We start from the raw sequence: 19739 nt of genomic DNA, 5'->3' as shown, positions 1-19739 counted from the left end.
CCTCCGCAGAAAGGCAGGCTCCGTGGCACAGCAGGACTGGTGGCGCTCCGCCGTCATCTACCAGGTGTACGTCCGCAGCTTCGCCGACGGTGACGGAGACGGCACCGGGGACCTCGCCGGGGTCCGCGCCAGGCTGCCGTATCTCGCCGAACTCGGCGTGGACGCCCTGTGGTTCAACCCCTGGTACCTCTCCCCGATGAAGGACGGCGGTTACGACGTCGCCGACTACCGTGCGATCGACCCGTCCTTCGGCACCCTCGCCGAGGCGGAGAAACTCATCGCCGAGGCGCGGGAACTGGGCATCCGGACGATCGTCGACATCGTGCCCAACCATGTCTCCGACCAACACCCTTGGTTCCAGGCGGCCTTGAAGGCGGGTCCCGGCAGCCCCGAACGCGAGCTGTTCCACTTCCGGCGCGGTCGTGGCCTGCACGGCGAACTGCCGCCCAACGACTGGCCGTCCCAGTTCGTCGGCTCCACCCAGCCCGTGTGGACGCGGCTGCCCGACGGCGACTGGTACCTGCACCTGTTCACCCCGGAGCAGCCCGACCTCAACTGGGCCCACCCGGCGGTCCGCCAGGAGCACGAGGACATCCTGCGGTTCTGGTTCGAGCGCGGAGTGGCCGGCGTCCGCATCGACTCGGCCGCCCTGCTCGCCAAGGACCCGGACCTGCCCGACCTCGCCACCGCCCCCCACCCGCACCCCTTCGTCGACCGCGACGAGCTCCACGACATCTACCGGTCCTGGCGGGCCGTCGCCGACGAGTACGGCGGAGTCTTCGTCGGCGAGGTCTGGCTCCCCGACACCGAGCGCTTCGCCCGCTACCTGCGCCCCGACGAACTGCACACCGCCTTCAACTTCTCCTTCCTGTCCTGCCCCTGGGACGCCGAGCGGCTGCGCACCTCGATCAGGACCACCCTCGCCGAGCACGCCCCGGTCGGCGCCCCCGCGACCTGGGTCCTGTGCAACCACGACATCACCCGCACGGTGACCCGTTACGGCCGCACCGACACCGGCTTCGACTTCGCGGCCAAGGCCTTCGGCACCCCGAGCGACCTCGCCCTCGGCACCCGGCGCGCCCGCGCGGCGGCGCTGCTCTCGCTCGCCCTGCCCGGGGCCGTCTACGTGTACCAGGGCGAGGAACTCGGCCTGCCCGAGGCGGAGATCCCGCGCGAGCGGATCGAGGACCCGATGCACTTCCGGTCGGGCGGTGCGGACCCGGGGCGGGACGGGTGCCGGGTGCCCCTGCCGTGGACGGCCGACGCCCCGCACGCCGGGTTCGGGGGCGAGCCCTGGCTGCCGCAGCCCGACGGCTGGGCCGCGTACGCCGCCGACCGCCAGGCCGCCGACCCCGCGTCGATGCTCGCCCTCTACCGGCAGGCGATCCGCCTTCGGCCGGTCTTCGGCCACGGACCGCTCACCTGGCTTCCGGCCCCCGAGGACGTGCTCGCCTTCACCCGCGCGGACGGCGTCCGGTGCGTGGTGAATCTCGGCACCGCGTCCGTGGAGCTGCCCGACCACGCCGAACTGCTGCTCGCCAGTGGGCCTTTGGACGACGGGGGCCGACTGCCCGAGGACACCGCGGTCTGGCTGCGGAGCTGAGACCGCACCACCCCCACAGGAAGGGATCAGCACATGCACAGATCTGTCAGGAGCATGTCAGCAGCCATCACCGTGGCCCTCACCACCGGCCTGCTCACCGCCATCGCCCCCTCCGCCCACGCGGCCGCCGGCGCCACCCTCCCCTTCACCTCCGTCGAGGCCGAGTCCGCCACCACCACCGGCACGAGGATCGGCCCGGACTACACCCAGGGCACGCTCGCCTCGGAGGCGTCGGGCCGGCAGGCCGTACGGATCACCGCCGGTCAGCGCGTCGAGTTCACCGTGCCGCGCGCCGCCAACGCCGTGAACCTCGCCTACAGCGTCCCCGACGGCCAGTCCGGCACCCTGAACGTCTACGTCAACGGGACCCGGCTCGCCAGGACCGTCCCCGTCACCTCCAAGTACTCCTACATCGACACCGGTTGGATCCCCGGCGCCAGGACGCACCACTTCTACGACAACGCCCGCCTGCTGCTCGGCCAGAACCTCCAGGCGGGCGACAAGGTCGCCTTCGAGTCGACCGGCACCCAGGTCACCGTCGACGTGGCCGACTTCGAGCAGGTCGCGGGAGCCGCCGGTCAGCCCGCCGGTTCGGTGTCGGTCACCTCGAAGGGCGCCGACCCCACCGGCAACGGCGACTCCACCCAGGCCTTCCGGGACGCGATCTCCGCCGCGCAAGGGGGAGTCGTCTGGATTCCGCCGGGCGACTACCGGCTGACCTCCTCGCTCAGCGGCGTCCAGAACGTCACGCTCCAGGGCGCCGGAAGCTGGCACTCGGTCGTGCACACCTCCCGCTTCATCGACCAGACCGGCTCCTCGGGCGGCGTCCACATCAAGGACTTCGCGGTCGTCGGCGAGGTCACCGAACGCGTCGACTCCAGCCCGGACAACTTCGTCAACGGCTCCCTCGGAACCGGCAGTTCGGTGTCCGGTATGTGGCTCCAGCACCTCAAGGTCGGCCTGTGGCTGACGGGCAACAACGACAACCTCGTCGTCGAGAACAACCGCTTCCTCGACATGACCGCCGACGGCCTCAACCTCAACGGCAACGCGCGCGGAGTCCGCGTCCGCAACAACTTCCTGCGCAACCAGGGCGACGACGCCCTCGCCATGTGGTCCCTGTACGCACCCGACACCGACAGCAGCTTCGAGAACAACACCATCACCCAGCCCAACCTGGCCAACGGCATCGCGATCTACGGCGGCACCGACATCGCGGTCAGGAACAACCTGGTCTCCGACACCAACGCCCTCGGCAGCGGCATCGCGATCTCCAACCAGAAGTTCCTCGACCCCTTCTTCCCCCTCGCCGGCACCATCACGGTGGACGGCAACACCCTGGTCCGCACCGGTGCGATGAACCCCAACTGGAACCACCCCATGGGGGCGCTCCGGGTCGACTCGTACGACAGCGCCGTCAACGCCACCGTGAGGATCACCAACACGACGATCACCGACAGCCCCTACAGCGCCTTCGAGTTCGTCTCGGGTGGCGGGCAGGGCTACCCGGTCCGCAACGTCACCGTGGACGGCGCCACCGTCCGCAACACCGGGACGGTCGTCGTGCAGGCGGAGGCCCAGGGCGCCGCGAGCTTCCGCAACGTCACGGCCACGTCGGTGGGCTCCGCCGGGATCTACAACTGCCCCTACCCGGCGAACTCCGGCACCTTCGCCCTCACCGACGGCGGCGGCAACTCCGGCTGGAACAGCACCTGGTCGGACTGCTCGACCTGGCCCCAGCCCGGCCAGGGCAACCCCGAACCGGACCCGAACCGCAACCTCGCCAAGGGGCGTCCCGCCACCGCGACCGGCTCCCAGGACGTCTACACACCCGGCAAGGCCGTGGACGGTGACCCGAACAGCTACTGGGAGTCGGCCAACAACGCCTTCCCGCAGTCCTGGACCGTGGACCTCGGTGCGAGCCAGACCGTACGACGTCTCGTGCTGAAGCTGCCCCCGTCCTCGGCGTGGGGCGCGCGCACCCAGACCGTCACCGTGCTCGGCAGCACCGACGGCGGAAGCTACGCCACGGTCGTCGGCGCGCAGGCCTACCGCTTCGACCCCGCGACCGGCAACACGGCCACCGTCTCCCTGCCGGCGGGCACCAGTCTGAGGTACCTCCGCCTCTCCGTCAGCGCCAACACCGGCTGGCCCGCGGGGCAGTTCAGTGAAGTGGAGGCGTACTCGACTCCGTGACCACGGCGTCCTGCCCGGCCCCGCGTTTCGCCGCCTGGATCTGCTCGTACACATGAGTGCGCAGTTCGGCGAAGCGCGGGGCCACCCGGGTGTGCACCTGGTCCCGCTCCTCGGGCAGATCGACCTTGAGCTGCTCCCGCACGACCGTGGGCGAGGCCGAGAGGACGATGACCCGTTCGCCCAGGTAGACCGCCTCGTCGATGTCGTGGGTGACGAACAGGATCGTGATGCCGCGCTCGCGCCACAGCCGTCGTACGAGATCCTCCAGGTCGGCGCGGGTCTGCGCGTCCACCGCCGCGAACGGTTCGTCCATCAGCAGGACCTCGGGCTCGTAGGCCAGCGCGCGGGCGATGGCGACCCGCTGCTGCATACCGCCGGAGAGCTGCCACGGGTAGGCGCCGGCCGCGTCCGGGAGACCGACCGACTCCAGTGCGTCGGCGACCAGCTCACGGCGTCGGGCCCTGGTCAAGTCCTTGTGCTTCAGGGGGAGTTCGACATTGTCGGCGACCCGCATCCACGGGAACAGGCTGCGGCCGTACTCCTGGAAGACGAAGGCCATGCCGGGCGGGGGCCCGGTCACCTTCCGGCCGGCCAGGCGGACCTCGCCCGCTGTCGGGGTGAGCAGACCGCCCATGCACTTCAGCAGGGTCGTCTTGCCGCAGCCCGACGGGCCCACCAGACAGACCAGTTCGCCCGCCTCGACGGTGAAGGTGAGGTCGCGGACCGCCTCCACCCGGCGCCCCGAGCCCGCGTAGACCTTGTTCAGGCCGGATACGCCAAGAAGTTCCTGCATGGACCGCCCTTTCGCGTTCGGGGAACTCACGGGGACCGCCGGGCCGCAGCGCGCAGGCCGTGGTACCAGGCGAGGACCCGCCGCTCGACCAGCTGGAACACGACGGAGAGCAGACAGCCGAGCAGACCGAGCACGATGATCCCGGTCCACATGTCCGGTACCGCGAAGCTGCGTTGGAACTGGACGACGGTGAAGCCGATGCCGTTGCTGGCCGCGAACATCTCGCTGATGACCATCAGGATGATGCCGATCGACAGCGCCTGCCGCAGACCCGCGAAGATCTGCGGACTCGCCGAGCGCAGCACCAGGTGACGCAGGCGCGACGGGCCGGAGATGCCGTAGGTGCGGGCGGTCTCCAGCATCACCGGGTCGACCGCGCGGACGCCCTCGACCGTGTTGAGCAGGATCGGCCAGACGCATCCGCTCGCGATCACCGTGACCTTCATGGTGTCGCCGATGCCCGCGAACAGCATGATGACCGGGATCAGCACAGGCGGCGGGATCGCCCGCAGGAACTCCAGGACCGGTTCGCACACCGCCCGCACCCGCCGGTAGGAGCCGATCACGGTGCCGAGAGCCACCCCGGCCACGGCGGCCAGCGCGTAACCGGCCGTGAGCCGCCAGAGGCTGGGCAGCACGTCGTCGCGCAGCCGCTCGGCGGTCCACACGTCAGGGAAGGTCTTCAGGATCGTGCGCAGCGGCGGCCAGAAGACGTCGGTGCTGTTCGCCGACGCCAGCCACCAGCCCGCGAACAACAGGGCGGGCAGGGCGAGCACGAGGACCAGCCGGCGAGCGATCCGCTTCACACCGCCACCTCCCCGCGCACCGACTGGTGCCAGGCCAGCGCCCGTCGCTCCACGGTACGCGCGCCCACGTTGACGAGCAGCCCCAGCAGACCGGTCACCACGATCAGCGCGTACATCTCCGGCACCGCCTGCGAGTTCTGCGCGACCCCGATCCGCGCGCCCAACCCAGGCGCCCCGATGACGAGTTCACCGGTGATGGCGAGGATCAGCGCGACGGTCGCGGCCAGCCGGACACCGGTGAAGACGTACGGCAGCGCGCTCGGCCACAGCACGTGCCGGATCCGCGCCCAGGTGCCGAGGCCGTACGACCGCGCGGTCTCGTCGGCGACGGGGTCGACGTCCTGGACACCGTAGAGCGTCTGGACGAGGACCTGCCAGAAGCCGGCGTAGACGACGAGGATCAGCACCGAGCGCAGTTCGCTGCCGTACAGCAGCACGGCCAGCGGGATCAGGGCGACGGAGGGGATCGGGCGCAGGAACTCGATGGTCGACGCCGTTGCCTCGCGCAGGTACGGCACGACCGACAGGAGGACACCGGTGACGATGCCCGCGCAGGTGGCGACGGCCAGGCCCAGCGCCCAGCCGGTGAGGGTGTCGCCGAGGGCGGTCCAGAAGGCGCCGTCGGAGAGTTCGTCGGCGAGGGCGCGGGCGATACGGCTGGTCGGCGGGAAGTACTCCTCCTTGACCACGCCGAGCCGCGGCACCGCCTCGCCCAGGAGGAGGAAGGCCGCGAGTCCGGCGGTACCCAGCAGGGTGTTCTGGAGCCTCACGGAAGGAGCGCGTCCACGTCGGGGGTCTTCTTGAAGAACCCGTCCTTCTCACCGAGCTTCGCCAGCGCCTCGATCGAGGCCCTGTCCGGTTCGGCCGGCCACTTCGGCAGGATCACCTGCTCCAGCACCGACGCCGGGATCTTCGTGTACGTCGTGACGATCTGCCGGGCTTCGTCCGGGTGCGCGTCGGCGTAGGCGAGGGACTCGGCGGTGGCCTGCTGGAACCGCTTCACCACGTCGGGGTTCTGCTGCTGGTACCGCTCGGAGGTGAAGTACATGGCGACGGTGGTGTTCGCGGCCACGTCCACCAGCTGGGAGGCGATCACCCGGCCGCCCTGGCCCTTGATGGTGGCCAGGGCGGGCTCGACCGCGCAGGCCGCGTCGACCTGGCCGGCGTCGAGCGCGGCCGGCATCTGGTCGAAGGGGAGCTCCACGAAGCTCACCTTGTCCGGGTCGCCGCCGTCCTTGCGGACCGACTCGCGCACCGCCGACTCGTTGATGTTCCTGAGGGCGTTGATGGCGACCTTCCTGCCCTCCAGGTCCTTCGCCGACCCGATCGCGCTGCCCTTCTTCACCGCGACGCCCGTGAAGTCCTTGCCCGCCACGCCCGTTGAGGCGATGGCGTTGGAGACCGCCTTGACCGGGACGCCGTTGCTGCGGGCGATCAGCAGGGAGGTGACGTTGGAGAACCCGAACTGGAACTGTCCGCCGGCCACCCCCGGGACGATCGCCGCGCCGCTGGACGCCTTCGAGATCTGGAGCTTCAGCCCGCGCCTGTCGTAGAAGCCCTTCTTCTGGCCCAGATAGACCGGCGCGACGTCGACGATGGGGATGAGCCCGAGTCTGACGGTGGTGGTGCCCCCGGACGATCCCGGGTCCGGGTCCGCCGAGCCGTCGGACGAACCGCAGGCGGACCCGGTGACCAGTAACGCCCCGGCCGCCAGGGCGGTGAGGATTCGACGCATGGCTCCTCCTGTGCAGACTTCGTCGTTCCGACAGGCTGTGCGCAGACCGCACGGTACAACGTCACCGTCACGCAGGCCCAGATCATCGACCGGAATCCGGAGCAACTGGTCGAGAAAACAAGGGATTTACAGGTCCAGCACGAGCCTCTTGCCCCGGCACCGGGACACGCAGATCATCATCGTCTCCCCGGCCTCCCGCTCCTCGTCCGTGAGCACCGAGTCCCGGTGGTCCGGGGTGCCTTCGAGGACGTCGGTCTCACAGGTGCCGCAGGTGCCCTCGGTGCAGGAGAACAGCACCTCCACTCCGGAGGCGCGCACGGCGTCGAGCACCGACACGTCCGCGGGGACGGTGACCGTCGTGCCGGTCTGCGCCAGCTCCACCTCGAACTCGGTGTTCTCGCCCTCCTCCTGCTCCTTCGGCGCGAACCGCTCCACGTGCAGCAGTCCGGCCGGGCAGCGCTGCTCCACCGCGTCCAGGAGCGGGCCGGGCCCGCAGCAGTAGACGAGGGTGCCCTCGGGGACGCCGTCGAGCACGGACGGCAGGTCCAGCAGGCCGGTCTCGTCCTGGGGGGCCACCGTGACGCGGTCGTCGTAGCGGCTCAACTCCTCGGTGAACGCCATGGAGTTGCGCGTGCGCCCGCCGTACAGCAGGCTCCACTGGGCGCCCTCGGCCTCCGCGGCCGCGAGCATCGGAAGGATCGGGGTGATCCCGATGCCGCCCGCGATGAAGAGGTAGCGCGGTGCGGGCCGCAGGGCGAAGTGGTTGCGGGGACCGCGCACCCGTACCTTGTCGCCCTGGTTCACCTGCTCGTGCACATGGGCCGATCCGCCGCGCCCGACCGGCTCGCGCAGCACGGCGATCCGCCACCGGGCGCGGTCGGCGGGGTCGCCGCACAGGGAGTACTGGCGCTCCAGGCCCGGCCCGAGCAGCACGTCGATGTGGGCGCCGGGCTCCCAGGCCGGGAGCGGTTCGCCCAGCGGGTGGCGCAGGGTGAGGGCCAGCACGCCGTCGGCCGCCGATTCGCGGCGCTCGACGACGAGTTCGGCTTCGTACGCGTCACTCATGAACGGTGTCCTCGCGGCTCGGTTCCTCGCGGCTCACCGCCGCGCGGCTCGTGTCCCTGTGGTCCGGATGCGGGCGGCTCGTGGCCCTGCGGGTGGGCGAGCATCCACTCCCACATCTCGATCGGGTCCTGCGCGGTGTGCTCGCGGCCGCAGTGGCAGGTGCCGTGCAGGGTGTCGGTGCCCGGCAGCCAGTCGATGCGGTAGATCTCCCCGGTGGGTCCGGCACTCACAGGACCTTCTCCACGGGCTTGTCGCCTTCCTCGACGAGACGGGCGAGGATACGGCGGGCGGCGAGACCGCCGGTGTCGATGTTGATGCTGAGCTCCTGGTAGCCGGCGCGCTCGGTGCCGAGCGTCCGCTGGAGCAGGTTGAGGGCGTCCACGTCCTGCATGACCACCGTGTGGTTGTTGCCCCGCAGGAACTCGGTGACCTCGGTGTCCTCGGTCGCCCAGTCGCGCGAGACCATCCAGAAGTCGTACACGTGCCCGTCGGCGGACGGTGTGATGGCGTACGTGATCTCGGTGTGGAAGCCGTTCGGGTCGCTGCCGTCCGCCTCCGGCAGCACACCGACCGGGGCGATGCGGCTGTGCAGCAGGTAGAGACAGGGAGCGTGGTACTCGATGTCCTGCCAGCGGGTGATCCGGCCCTCGATGCCGGTGGACTTCGCGTAGAAGGGCGGGCACGCGGCGTCGTCCATGTGCCGGCTCACCCGGACGATGCCGGCGCCCTCGTCGACCTCCGTGGTGATCGGCGTCTCGGCGACCTCGGGGGTGCCGATGTAACCGCCGTGCAGATAGGTCTCGTGGGAGAGGTCGAGGAGGTTGTCGACCAGCAGACCGTAGTCGGCGTCGATGGGTTCCATGCCGCGCACGGTGACCCAGCCGGGGGAGTCGAGGTGCCGGGCGCGGGGGATGGTGTCGGCGTCGGCGAGCGCCGGGTCGCCTATCCACACCCAGACCAGCGAGTCCTGCTCGACCACGGGATAGGAGGCGACCCGGGCGGTACGCGGGACGCGCTTCTGGCCCGGCACGTACACACAGGTGCCCGTCGTGTCGTAGGTGAACCCGTGGTAGCCGCAGACGAGTTTGTCGCCGTCGAGCCGGCTGGGCTTCTCGTGCAGCGGGAACCGGCGGTGCACACAGCGGTCGGCGAGGGCGACGGGTGTGCCGTCCTCCTCGGTCCGGTAGAAGACGAGCGGCTCGCCGAGGACGGTGCGTCCGAGCAGTTCCTCGCGGCCGACCTCGTGGCTGTAGGCGGCGACGTACCACTGGTTCCTGGCGAAGGCGGTCATGTGCGGCATCGTTGCGGCTCCCGTCTGTCGTGGTGGTGGCATCGTCTTGGCGGCGGCCGGGGCCGGGCAACACCGCTTCCGTCTCACGGAAGGAGAAGGGTGAACCCCGGTCGGACAGCGGTCGGACAGCGGTCGGCAAGCTAACTGTAAAGAACCTTGACAGTTATGTGGTCTAGTCCAATCATGGGCACCGATCCACACCGATCCACACGGCCCACCCCTGGGAGCGTCAGTGAGACGACTTCGCACATTGCTGTCCTGTCTGAGTGTCAGTGCTCTGTCCGCCGGGCTCGTCGGAATCGGGGGAGGAGACGCACTCGCGGCGCCGCTCTCGCCCTCGTCCTCGCCCTCGTCCTCCGGCTTCGGCAAGCCGCTGCCGGCCCAGGTGGCCGCGCCCTACGTCGAGTCCTGGACCGGCGAGAGCCCCGCCGACCTCGCCGCCGCCTCCGGCAACAAGTACCTCACCCTGGCCTTCCTCCAGACGGCCGCGCCCGGTTCCTGCACCGCCTACTGGAACGGCGACACCACCCAGCCGATCTCGAAGGCGGCCTTCGGCCGGGACATCGCCACCCTCCAGGCGCGCGGCGGCAACGCCATCCCGTCCTTCGGCGGCTGGTCCGCGGACACCACCGGCACCGAACTGGCGGACAGCTGCACCAGCGTCGACGCCATCGCCGCGGTCTACCGGAGCCTGGTCACCACGTACGGCATCACCCGCATCGACCTCGATGTCGAAGGCGACTCGATCGACAACGCCGCCGGCATCGACCGCCGCAACAAGGCCATCGCGAAGGTGCAGCGCTGGGCCGAACGCGCCGGCCGCACCGTGCAGTTCTCCTACACCCTGCCGACCTCCACCAAGGGTCTGGAGGCCAACGGCCTCGCCGTGCTCCGCAACGCCGTCGACAACGGCGCCCGCGTGGACGTCGTCAACCTCATGACCTTCGACTACTACGACGGCGCCACGCACGACATGGCGGCCGACACCGTGACGGCCGCCGAGGGACTGCAAGCCCAACTGGCCGCGCTGTACCCGAAGAAGAGCTCCGCCCGGCTGTGGCACATGATCGGTGTCATCGAGATGCCCGGCATCGACGACTACGGCCCCGAGGAGACCTTCACGGTCGAGAACGCGGCCGCCGTCGAGAAGTGGGCCGAGGCCAGAAGGATCAACACCCTCTCCTTCTGGGCCCTCCAGCGCGACAACGGCGGCTGCCCCGGCACCGGCGGCTCCGACTCCTGCTCCGGCATCGCCCAGGACACCTGGGCCTTCAGCCACACCTTCGAGCGGTTCACGAGCGGAGGCCACGGGTAGCGGTCCAGCTCCGAGACGGGGCGTGGGCCGGTGCGGAGAAACGCACCGGCCCACGCCCCGTCGATTTCGCTACAAGTTCCGAAATTATTCGGGGCGAGGACGGCCACGTGGCCGAAACACGCGGTTCCTAGCGTCGGGACACACCACGCCACTGACCTCAGTACTCGTGAGGAATCCCGTGTCACAGGAGTCCCCGTGCCCCACCTCTCCCGCCGCACCGCCCTGCGGCTGACCGCCGGAATGGCCCTCGGTGCCGCGCTCCCCCTGGCAGGCTGCGGGCGCGAAGACGACGCGGCCGCCACCTCCGGCGCCAAGAAGGTCGACACGTCCCCGGCAACCGGCACCGTGAACGTCTGGGCCGCCCAGGGCGACGCCGACGTGCTCGGCAAGGTCCTGACGCCGTTCAAGGCCGCCAACCCCGACCTGGCCGTGCAGACCACGCTGATCCCGAACGCGGAGTACTACACCAAACTCCAGGCGGCCGTCGCGGCCGGCAAGGGACCGGACCTGGCCCAGTTCTTCCCCGAGTCGCAGGCGCAGTTCCTCGACTCGTCGACCCTCTTGCCCGTGCCGGACGACCTGGTCGATCCGGGCCGCTTCTTCAAGAGCCTCTGGGACGCCGGCGTCGTGAACGACGTGGCCTACACGGTGCCCTGGTACGCGTACACGTACGCACTGGTCTACCGATCGGATCTGGCCAAGAAGGCGGGCGTCGAGGCGCCGACCACCTGGGCCGGCATGGAACCCTTCCTCAAGGGCCTCCAGAGCGCCGGTGCCGCCCACGCGCTGGGGGCCGACATCGGGTGGGACATCTTCAACGGCCAGGATGTCGCCATGTACGCCTGGCAGGCCGGCGGCTCACTCGTCACCTCCGACAGCAAGTGGAACCTCGACACGCCCCAGATGATCGACGCCCTCGACTACAACGCGTCCTTCTTCACCGCCGGGACCGCCGACACCGGTGGGCCGACCTTCCTCGACGCACAGCCGTACTTCGTCTCGGGCAGAACAGCGAGCATGATCACCGGCCCCTGGGTCATCGGCCAGCTCGACACCGCCGCCAAGAAGAGCGGCTGGACGGCCTCCCATGTCGCCACAGCCCCGCTGTCCGCCGGAGCGTCGAGCAGCGTCTCCTTCTCCGCGGGCGGTACCTGGGGCGTCCTCGCCGACAGCGGCAACCCGGACGCCGCCTGGAAACTCGTCCGGCATCTGGCCGAGCCCACCACCCAGGTCGCGCAGTACAAGGCGTACGGATCGCTGCCGGCCGTCGTCTCCGCGTGGGGCGACCCGGTGATCAAGGGCCAGCCACTGCTGGACGCCTTCTTCACGCAGCTCAAGAACACCCGCGCGTTCCCGCAGGTCGGCACGTGGCAGCAGGTCGCGACCCGGCTGGGCAAGGAGATGGAGGCCGTCGCCAAGGGGAAGCAGACCGCGGCGAAGGCGGCCGCGGCCATCCAGGCGTACGCCGAGAGCGTCGGCACGGGCAGGAAGTGATGACCACGACGGCCGTACCGGCCACCGAGAGGACCCGAGCCGTACCGAGGACGGCGGCACCCAGGGCGTCCCGGGGCCGCCGCACCGCGGTCGCCTGGCTCTTCCTCGCCCCCTTCGGCGTCGTCTTCCTGGTCTACACGGCGATCCCCACGGTCGCCGCGCTCGCCCTGAGCCTCACCGACATCCGCGGCGCCGACCTGCGCACCCCGTTCGCCGTCGACTTCACCGGCATCGACAACTACCTCCGGCTGTTCCAGGACGACACCTTCGTACGGGACATCCTCAACACCGCCCTGTTCGTCGTCGTGGGCGTGCCCCTGACGATGGGTGCCGGTTTCGCTCTGGCCCTCGTGCTCAACTCCGGCGTCAGCAGGCTGCGCGGTGCCTTCCGGACGGTCTTCTTCGCTCCCGTCGTCACCAACGTGGTGGCCGTCGCGCTGATCTGGCAGTACGCCTTCCACGTCGACGGCACAGTCGACAAGCTGCTCGGTGCGGTCGGGTTCGCCGGACCGAACTGGCTGGACGACCCCGACCTGGCCATGCCGGTCGTCATCCTGCTCGGCGTCTGGCGCAACTTCGGCACCGCCATGGTGCTGTTCCTCGCCGGTCTCCAGGCGGTCCCCCGGGACGTGTACGAGGCCGCCGCCCTGGACGGGGCCGGCCGGTGGCGCCAACTCCGGCACATCACCCTGCCGTTGCTGATGCCCACCACCCTCATGGTCTCCGTCCTGCTGACCGTCTTCTACCTCCAGGTCTTCGACGAGCCCTACCTCCTCACCGGCGGTGGCCCGCTCGGCTCCACCGAGTCGGTCGCGCTGTACACCTACCGCCAGTTCGGGGCGGGCGAGTTCGGGATGTCTTCGGCGGCGTCCTTCGTGACGCTCGCCCTGGTGACCGTGGTCAGCGTCGTCCAGTTCCGGCTGCTGAGGTCCCGCACATGAACCGTGCCGCCCGCCCCCTGATGTACGCCGCCCTGGTGCTGTGCGCCCTGCTCACCCTGCTGCCCTTCGCGTGGGGGGTGAGCGGCTCGTTGCGCAGCCTGGACGAGATCCGTTCCGACCCCGGGGCCCTGTTCCCGCACCACCTGACCTTCGGCAACTTCACCCGGCTGTTCGAGACCCAGGGCTTCGGCAGGTTCCTGGTCAACAGCGTCGTCGTCGCGCTGATCGTCGTCGCCGGGAACATCCTGGCCGCGTCGGCCGCCGGGTACGCCCTCGCCAAGCTCGACTTCGCGGGCCGTCGGCTCGCGTTCGGCGCGGTCATGGCGGCGATGATGGTGCCGTTCACCGCGGTGTTCGTCACCCAGTTCGTGATCACCGTGGACCTGGGCCTCGCGGACACCCTCACCGGGATCGCCCTGCCCGGTGCCGCGCTCCCGCTGTCGGTCTTCATCGTGCGCCAGTACGCCCTGTCGGTCCCCGACGAACTCCTCGAAGCGGCCCGCATCGACGGCGCGGGCGAGTTCCGGATCTTCCTCAGGATCTTCCTGCCGCTGGCCGGACCCGCCGTCGCCACGATCACGATCATGTCTTTCCTCAACTCCTGGAACAACTTCATCTGGCCGCTGGTCGTCGCCCAGAGCATGTCCACCTACACCCTCCCGGTCGGCCTCGCCGCCACCAGTCAGGCCGCGGCCCACGTCACCGACTACGGCCTGCTGCTCGCCGGGGCGATCGTCGTGATGCTGCCGGTGCTCGTGCTCTTCCTCTTCCTCCAGCGCTACTTCGTGCAGGGCATCGCCGGAACGGGGTTGCGATGAGCACGCGGGTCACCGTCCGGACCCGGGTGGGCGACCAGTCCGAGGTAGGCACCAGGGGTGGGTACCACCCGGTGACGGGAGCAGGCGCGTGCTGATCGCGGGCATGAACCAGAGCGCCGTACGACGGGTCAACACCTCGGTGATCCTGCGGGCGTTGGCGGTGTCGGCAGGACCGCGGAAACTCACCGAACTCGCCGCGCAGACCGCTCTGTCCCGTCGCACGATCGAGCTGGTCCTGGACTCGCTCGTCGAGGCGGGCTGGGTCGCCGAACTCGACAGGGTGCCCCTCAGCGGCTGCGCCGGACGCCCGGCCCGCCGTTACGAACTGCGAGCCGAGCATGCTCTGTTGGCCGCGGTACGCGTCACGACCGTCGATGCGTCCGCCGTCGTCGCCGACGTGCGCGGCCACATCCTCGGCCGGTCCCACGGTCCGCTGCGCGCCTACGAGGACCCCGACACCACCCTCGACGACGCCGCCGGTCTGGTCCGCCGGGCCCTCGACGACGCCGGCGGCACGGTGGACCGGCTGCGCGCCGGGGCCATCGCGGGCGGCGGTGCCATCGACGACGAGGGAGTCGTGCGGCGCCTGGTGCACACCACCCGCTGGGAAGGCGTGCACCTGCCCGAGGAGCTCGGCCGGCGCGTCCCGGTGCCCTGGTTCGCCGACAACGACACCAACCTCGGTGCGCTGGCCGAGCGTTGGCGGGGAATCGCCGCGGATCACGACAACGTCGTCTGGGCGATGCTCGGGAACCGGACCGGGCTCGGCATCCTCATCAGGGGGGCCGTGCACCGTGGGCTCGACGGTGCCGCGGGCGAGATCGTCGAGGCACGCTCGATGCCGGCCGGCTCGGTCGAGGACCGCCCCGTCGCCGCCCTGACCTCACCGCTGGCCGCCCAACGCGCCCTCGCCCTGGCCCGGTTCGAGGCGGCCCGCGCCGGTGACACCGCCGCGCTCGCCGAGGTCGACGAGTTCGTGGAGAACATCGCCTCGATCCTCATCACCCTGTCCTGGACGGTCGCCCCCTCGCTCATCGTCCTCGGCGGCGGCCTCGAGGACGCGGCCGACGTCCTGCTGCCGCGGGTGCGCGCCGCGTTGCGGGACGCCCGGGCCCCCGCGGTCGAGCTGCGTGCCACCGCGCTCGGCCACGACGCCCCGCTCGTCGGCGCGGTCAAGCTCGCCCTGGACCGCATGGACACCGAACTGTTCGGACCGCTCGTCCCGGTCGACTGACCCCCACACCACACGCACCCGGAGCTCCACTTGACCAGCACCCCCCGCACCGATGTCCTCATCGTGGGCAGCGGCATCATGGGCTCCCTCGTGGCCCGCCTCCTGCGCAGGAGCGATCCGGCGCTGCACATCACCATGGCCGACGGTGGCAGCCCCATCGGCGGTGCGCCGGGGCTGCACCTGCACGACCTCGACGATCCCGAACTGTGGTCCCGCTACAACGAGAAGGCCGCCACCGGCATCCAGGGCATGTACACCGGAGCGGAGGTGGTCCGCGAGGTCGCGGACAGCCTTCCCGACCTCACCCCCGGCATGTTCCACGCGCTCGCCTTCGGCCAGGACGCCGAGGCGATGCCGCAGGCCGCGCTCGCCTGGAACGCGGGCGGCATGGGCGTCCACTGGACCGCCGCCACCCCGTGGCCCGCCCCGGACGAGGCCTTCGACTTCGGCGACCCGGACGCCTGGGCGGCCGACCTCGACACCGCACGCCGACTGCTCGCCGTCACCCCCGCCGCGATCGGCCCGACCAAGGTGGGCGAGCTCGTCCTCGACGTCCTGCGCCGACGCTACGACGGCTCGGGGCCCGCCGACCGTGCCCCGCAGCCCATGCCGATGGCTGTCACCCCCACACCCTCGGGCCCCATGCCCCGCTCGGCCCCCGGGACGATCTTCCCCGCCCTCGCGCAGGGCGGCGACCCGGCCTTCACCCTGCTCACCGGCACCCTGGTGACCGCCCTCGGCACGGGAAGCGGCCGGGTCACGGCGGCCCGTCTGCGCCGCGTCGCCGACGGCACCGAGTCCGAACTGCGCCCCGGCACCGTGGTGGTGTGCGCCGACGCCCTGCGCACCCCGCAACTCCTGTACGCATCCGGCATCCGGCCCGAGGCCCTGGGCCGCCGGCTCAACGAGCACGCCTTCGTCACCGCCCGCGTCCTGCTCGACCTGGACCGGTTCGGCCTGGACGCCGATGCCCTGCCCCTGCCGCGTCCCGGCGAGTTCAGCACGGACTCGCTGTGGCTGCCGTGCAACGGGCCCGCCCAGCCCTTCCACGGCCAGATCATGAACCGCACCTACGTGGACGGGACCGGCCGGCCCCTCGCGCACTCCGTCGGTCTGTCGCTGTACGTCCCCGTCGAGTCGCGACCGCAGAACCGGCTCGTGTTCTCGGCGGGCGAGACCGATCTCGCTGGCCTGCCCCGCATCCGTGTCGAGTTCGGCTACTCCGAGGCCGACCGTGTGCTGATCCGCCGGGCCCTGGACGAAGTCCGTTCCGTCGCTGAGGAGTTCGGCCCCTTCGATCCCGCGACCGAGTCCACCGTGCTTCCGCCCGGTTCCTCGCTGCATCTCACCGGCACGGTCCGGGCAGGCGTCAGCGACGACGGCACCAGCGTGTGCGACCCGGACGGGAGGGTGTGGGGCTTCGACAACCTGTATCTGGCGGGCAACGGAGTCGTTCCCACGGCGATGGCCGCCAACGTCACCCTGACCGGTGCCGTCACCGCGGTACGGGCCGCCCGTGCCGTCACCGCCGCACGCACCGGAACCATCGAGAGGAACCGAAAGTGATCGACATCGCCAAGGAATTCCGCGTTGCCCTGCCCGCCTGGATCGACGACGAACTCGCCGCCACGCCCGCCGCCCTGCCCACCCGCGAGGACCGGATGCGGCTGGTGCACCGGCTCGCCGACCGCAACTGGCGCGAGGGCAACGGCGGTCCGTTCGCCGCGCTCGTCGCCGAGCGCGCGTCCGGCCGGATCGTCTCCGTCGGCGTGAACGTCGTGCTGTCCACCGGAGTCTCCAGCGCGCACGCCGAGGTCGTCGCCCTCGGCCTCGCCCAGATCGCCACCGGCAGCTGGGACCTCGGCGGCGACGGCCTGCCGTCCCACGAACTGGTCGTCAACTGGCGCCCCTGCGTGCAGTGTTACGGCGCCACGATGTGGTCGGGGGTGCGCGGCCTGGTGGTCGCGGGGGAGGGTCCTGAACTGGAGGAGATCACCACCTTCGACGAGGGCCCGGTCGGCCCCGACTGGGCCGAGCAGTTCGAGAACCGCGGCATCGAGGTCGTGGGGGACGTCCTCAGGGACGAGGCGCTCGCGGTGTTCCGGAACTACCGCAAGGCCGTCGACGAGTCCGACGACGTCGTCGTCTACAACGCCCGCGGGGGAGCGGAATGAGCCCCCGCTTCGCGACGGACGTCGTCACCTTCCACCATCCCGGCTTCTGGGACCTCGACTCCGCCGACGCCGTCCGGGCCTGGGCCGCGGACAGTCCGGACCGCTTCTGGGGGCGGGTGCTGGACACGCTCGCCGAGACCGAGGTCACCGGCATCGAGCTGACGTTCGCGCCCGGCGGCATCGACTCGGCCCTGGGCGCCTTCGGCAGCGCGGAGGCGTTCCGCCGGGAACTGGCCGACCGGGGCCTGGCCGTCGTCAGCGCCTTCGTCGCCGACAGCGACGCCCCCGACTGGCGGCACGGCGGCAACCTGCCCGCGATCGTCGCGGACGCCGAGCGCCGCGCCGCCTTCCTGGCCGAGGTGGGCGCCGAGGTCCTCGTCGCCGGACTGCCGATGAGGACGACGTACGGCACCCGCCCGCCCTTCTTCGTCGACGCCGCCTACATGAACCGGATGGCCGACATCGCGCACGCGGTGGGCGAGGCGGTGTCCCGGTCCGGGGTGCGGCTGGCGTTCCACACCGAGTCCCACAGCACCCTCTGGTACGAGCGGGACATCGACCTGTTCATGGCCCTGACCGACCCGCGCTACGTCTGGCTGTGCCCGGACTCCTGCCACATCGCACTGGGTGGCGGCGACCCTGTCGCGGTGGCCCGGCGCCACACTCCGCGCATCACGCTGGCCCACTGGAAGGACGCGGTCGCCCCGATCGGCGTCCATCTCACCGTCGACGAGACGGTGTACTCACAACAGCAGCCGTACATGGCGGAGTTGGGCAAGGGGATCGTCGACTGGGAGGGCTGGGCGGACGCGATGTCCGCCACGCCCGGCGCGGGCACGGTCCTGATCGAACTGGACGAGGCCGCCGATCCGGTGGCCGCGCTCAGGTCGGGCACGGCCGTGGCGAAGCGGGTGCTAGCGGCGCAGTTCGCCGTGGGCGGTCTCCGGGAGGCGCAGATAGACCAGTGACGAGCCGAGGCACAGCAGGGCCACGTACCAGGGGAACAGCCCGGCGTGCCCGAACTCCTTGAACAGCGTGCCGACGTACGGCGCCGTCCCGCCGAACAGCGCGACCGTCAGGGAGTACGGAAACCCGATCCCGGCCGCCCGCACCCGGGGCGGGAACACCTCCGCGTTCACCGCCGCGCTGATCGAGGTGAACCCGGTCAGCAGCACCATCCCCGCGCACTGCACGAGCAGCAGGACCGCGAACGAGTCCCGCAGCGCGTGCAGCAGCGGCACGCTCAGCAGCGCGAACCCGACCCCGAAGAACAGCAGCAGCGGCCGCCGTCCGAACCGGTCCGACAGCAGCCCGCCCAGCGGCTGGAGCAGACCGAAGAAGGCCAGCGAGATCGTGCCCGCGAGCAGCGCGTCCGACTTGCCGACCCCGGCGTTCAGTTCGGCGTAGGTCGGCAGGTAGGACGTCCACGTGTAGTACGCGATGGTGCCGCCCATCGTGATCCCGCAGATCAGCAGCGACTCACGGGGATGGCGGCGCAGCGCCTCCAGCAGCGCGGGCCGCGGCGCCGACCGCTGCTCCTCGCTGCGGGTCTCCTGAGCGCCCTGCCGGATCCAGAAGCCGACCAGGGACAGCGCGGCCCCGAGCACGAACGGCACCCGCCAGCCCCAGTCGTCCATCCGCCCCTCGCTCAGTGTGTCCACCAGCACGGTGGCGATCCCGGACGCGAGGAGCTGCCCGGCGGTCGTCGACACATACTGAAAGCTGGAGAACAGCCCGCGCCGACCGGGGCCCGCAGACTCCACCAGGAAGGTCGTCGAGGCCGCGAACTCCCCGCCCACGGACAGCCCTTGGAGCAGTCGCGCGAGCACCAGCACGACCGGGGACAGCACGCCCACCGCCGCGTACGTCGGCGTCAGTCCGACCAGCAGGCTGCTGCCGCCCATCAGCAGGATGGTGACCGTCAGCGCGGCCCGCCGACCGTGCCGGTCAGCGATTGCCCCCATCAGCAGCCCGCCGACCGGCCGCATGAAGAACCCGACCGCGAACACGGCGAACGTCGAGAGCAGCGGTACCAGCGAGTTGTCCGCGCCCTTGGGGAAGACGGCGGCGGCGATGTAGGTGGCCAGAAACGTGTAGGCGTACCAGTCGTACCACTCCACGGCGTTGCCCACGGAGGCGGCGAACAGCTGGCGTACGGGCCGTTTCGCGGGCGGCGCCACCGGACGAGTCGTCTCTGTCATGATCGCGACCATCCCCCGCTCGCGCCGCGTCACACCTCCCGTACCCGCGACTTTCACATCAGCGCCACCAGAC

General features: G+C 70.8%; 18 protein-coding genes. 10 read left to right on the top strand and 8 right to left on the bottom strand.

Annotation, left to right across the window (positions count from 1 at the left end):
- The first annotated feature begins 22 nt into the window (after positions 1-22).
- Together AQJ54_RS14610 and AQJ54_RS14605 are read left to right on the top strand one after the other, a co-directional pair.
- Positions 23-1603, top strand: a complete 1581-nt coding sequence (locus AQJ54_RS14610; protein WP_062237651.1) for a glycoside hydrolase family 13 protein — start codon at positions 23-25, stop codon at positions 1601-1603.
- Between the two features lie 54 nt (positions 1604-1657).
- Entirely contained in the window at positions 1658-3799 is a 2142-nt protein-coding gene (locus AQJ54_RS14605; RefSeq protein WP_248845355.1) for a discoidin domain-containing protein, read from the top strand.
- Here the strand turns inward: AQJ54_RS14605 and AQJ54_RS14600 are convergent.
- The 7 genes from AQJ54_RS14600 to AQJ54_RS14570 all read right to left on the bottom strand — a co-directional run bounded on the left by AQJ54_RS14600 (position 3768) and on the right by AQJ54_RS14570 (position 9498).
- Positions 3768-4592 carry an ABC transporter ATP-binding protein gene (locus AQJ54_RS14600; protein ID WP_211278534.1) on the bottom strand — a complete coding sequence of 275 codons (825 nt, stop codon included), beginning with the start codon at positions 4590-4592 and terminating at the stop codon, positions 3768-3770. The genes AQJ54_RS14605 and AQJ54_RS14600 overlap by 32 nt on opposite strands.
- Positions 4593-4618: 26 nt before the next feature.
- Positions 4619-5398: an ABC transporter permease gene (locus tag AQJ54_RS14595; RefSeq protein ID WP_062237647.1), complete on the bottom strand. Its 780-nt coding sequence runs from the start codon at positions 5396-5398 to the stop codon at positions 4619-4621.
- Positions 5395-6168 carry an ABC transporter permease gene (locus tag AQJ54_RS14590; RefSeq protein WP_062237645.1) on the bottom strand — a complete coding sequence of 258 codons (774 nt, stop codon included), beginning with the start codon at positions 6166-6168 and terminating at the stop codon, positions 5395-5397. The genes AQJ54_RS14595 and AQJ54_RS14590 overlap by 4 nt, the downstream gene beginning before the upstream one ends.
- Positions 6165-7133 (bottom strand): ABC transporter substrate-binding protein, encoded by a 969-nt coding sequence (locus AQJ54_RS14585; RefSeq protein ID WP_062029100.1) that lies wholly within the window; start codon positions 7131-7133, stop codon positions 6165-6167. The genes AQJ54_RS14590 and AQJ54_RS14585 overlap by 4 nt, the downstream gene beginning before the upstream one ends.
- A 126-nt stretch (positions 7134-7259) precedes the next feature.
- Positions 7260-8198, bottom strand: coding sequence for a PDR/VanB family oxidoreductase (locus AQJ54_RS14580; protein ID WP_062237643.1), 939 nt, complete (start codon positions 8196-8198; stop codon positions 7260-7262).
- Positions 8195-8428: a hypothetical protein gene (locus AQJ54_RS14575; RefSeq protein ID WP_062237641.1), complete on the bottom strand. Its 234-nt coding sequence runs from the start codon at positions 8426-8428 to the stop codon at positions 8195-8197. The genes AQJ54_RS14580 and AQJ54_RS14575 overlap by 4 nt, the downstream gene beginning before the upstream one ends.
- Entirely contained in the window at positions 8425-9498 is a 1074-nt protein-coding gene (locus tag AQJ54_RS14570) for an aromatic ring-hydroxylating oxygenase subunit alpha (protein ID WP_030315065.1), read from the bottom strand. The genes AQJ54_RS14575 and AQJ54_RS14570 overlap by 4 nt, the downstream gene beginning before the upstream one ends.
- Before the next feature lie 223 nt (positions 9499-9721).
- On the opposite strand from AQJ54_RS14570, the gene AQJ54_RS14565 reads away from it, so the two are divergent.
- From AQJ54_RS14565 to AQJ54_RS14530, 8 genes are all read left to right on the top strand, one after another.
- Positions 9722-10804 carry a chitinase gene (locus tag AQJ54_RS14565; protein WP_062237639.1) on the top strand — a complete coding sequence of 361 codons (1083 nt, stop codon included), beginning with the start codon at positions 9722-9724 and terminating at the stop codon, positions 10802-10804.
- Between the two features lie 195 nt (positions 10805-10999).
- Positions 11000-12298 (top strand): extracellular solute-binding protein, encoded by a 1299-nt coding sequence (locus AQJ54_RS14560; protein ID WP_062237637.1) that lies wholly within the window; start codon positions 11000-11002, stop codon positions 12296-12298.
- The gene (locus tag AQJ54_RS14555; protein WP_062029109.1) at positions 12298-13239 is read left to right on the top strand and encodes a carbohydrate ABC transporter permease; all 942 of its coding nucleotides are present in this window, start codon (positions 12298-12300) and stop codon (positions 13237-13239) included. The genes AQJ54_RS14560 and AQJ54_RS14555 overlap by 1 nt, the downstream gene beginning before the upstream one ends.
- Positions 13236-14057 (top strand): carbohydrate ABC transporter permease, encoded by an 822-nt coding sequence (locus AQJ54_RS14550; RefSeq protein WP_062029112.1) that lies wholly within the window; start codon positions 13236-13238, stop codon positions 14055-14057. Before AQJ54_RS14555 ends, AQJ54_RS14550 begins: the two co-directional genes overlap by 4 nt.
- Positions 14058-14145: 88 nt before the next feature.
- Positions 14146-15291, top strand: a complete 1146-nt coding sequence (locus tag AQJ54_RS14545; RefSeq protein ID WP_062237635.1) for an ROK family transcriptional regulator — start codon at positions 14146-14148, stop codon at positions 15289-15291.
- Positions 15292-15321: 30 nt separating this feature from the next.
- Positions 15322-16857 carry a GMC oxidoreductase gene (locus AQJ54_RS14540; protein WP_062237633.1) on the top strand — a complete coding sequence of 512 codons (1536 nt, stop codon included), beginning with the start codon at positions 15322-15324 and terminating at the stop codon, positions 16855-16857.
- The gene (locus AQJ54_RS14535; RefSeq protein ID WP_062237631.1) at positions 16854-17465 is read left to right on the top strand and encodes a nucleoside deaminase; all 612 of its coding nucleotides are present in this window, start codon (positions 16854-16856) and stop codon (positions 17463-17465) included. The genes AQJ54_RS14540 and AQJ54_RS14535 overlap by 4 nt, the downstream gene beginning before the upstream one ends.
- The gene (locus tag AQJ54_RS14530) at positions 17462-18433 is read left to right on the top strand and encodes a sugar phosphate isomerase/epimerase family protein (protein WP_062237629.1); all 972 of its coding nucleotides are present in this window, start codon (positions 17462-17464) and stop codon (positions 18431-18433) included. The genes AQJ54_RS14535 and AQJ54_RS14530 overlap by 4 nt, the downstream gene beginning before the upstream one ends.
- Here AQJ54_RS14530 and AQJ54_RS14525 read toward each other — a convergent pair.
- On the bottom strand, positions 18380-19678 hold the full coding sequence (locus AQJ54_RS14525; RefSeq protein ID WP_062237627.1) for an MFS transporter: 1299 nt from the start codon (positions 19676-19678) through the stop codon (positions 18380-18382). The two genes, AQJ54_RS14530 and AQJ54_RS14525, sit on opposite strands and share 54 nt — an antisense overlap.
- Between the last annotated feature and the right edge of the window lie 61 nt (positions 19679-19739).

Source organism: Streptomyces griseorubiginosus, assembly GCF_001514195.1.
GTDB classification, from domain to species: domain Bacteria; phylum Actinomycetota; class Actinomycetes; order Streptomycetales; family Streptomycetaceae; genus Streptomyces; species Streptomyces griseorubiginosus.
This window is presented reverse-complemented; position numbering and strand designations above follow the sequence as displayed.

Excerpts from the sequence above, each read along its gene's own strand:
- AQJ54_RS14605 (WP_248845355.1), top strand. The coding sequence starts at position 1,658 with ATGTCAGCAGCCATCACCGTGGCCCTCACCACCGGCCTGCTCACCGCC.
- AQJ54_RS14600 (WP_211278534.1), bottom strand. The coding sequence starts at position 4,592 with ATGCAGGAACTTCTTGGCGTATCCGGCCTGAACAAGGTCTACGCGGGC.
- AQJ54_RS14585 (WP_062029100.1), bottom strand. The coding sequence starts at position 7,133 with ATGCGTCGAATCCTCACCGCCCTGGCGGCCGGGGCGTTACTGGTCACC.
- AQJ54_RS14580 (WP_062237643.1), bottom strand. The coding sequence starts at position 8,198 with ATGAGTGACGCGTACGAAGCCGAACTCGTCGTCGAGCGCCGCGAATCG.
- AQJ54_RS14570 (WP_030315065.1), bottom strand. The coding sequence starts at position 9,498 with ATGCCGCACATGACCGCCTTCGCCAGGAACCAGTGGTACGTCGCCGCC.
- AQJ54_RS14555 (WP_062029109.1), top strand. The coding sequence starts at position 12,298 with ATGACCACGACGGCCGTACCGGCCACCGAGAGGACCCGAGCCGTACCG.
- AQJ54_RS14550 (WP_062029112.1), top strand. The coding sequence starts at position 13,236 with ATGAACCGTGCCGCCCGCCCCCTGATGTACGCCGCCCTGGTGCTGTGC.
- AQJ54_RS14530 (WP_062237629.1), top strand. The coding sequence starts at position 17,462 with ATGAGCCCCCGCTTCGCGACGGACGTCGTCACCTTCCACCATCCCGGC.
- AQJ54_RS14525 (WP_062237627.1), bottom strand. The coding sequence starts at position 19,678 with ATGGTCGCGATCATGACAGAGACGACTCGTCCGGTGGCGCCGCCCGCG.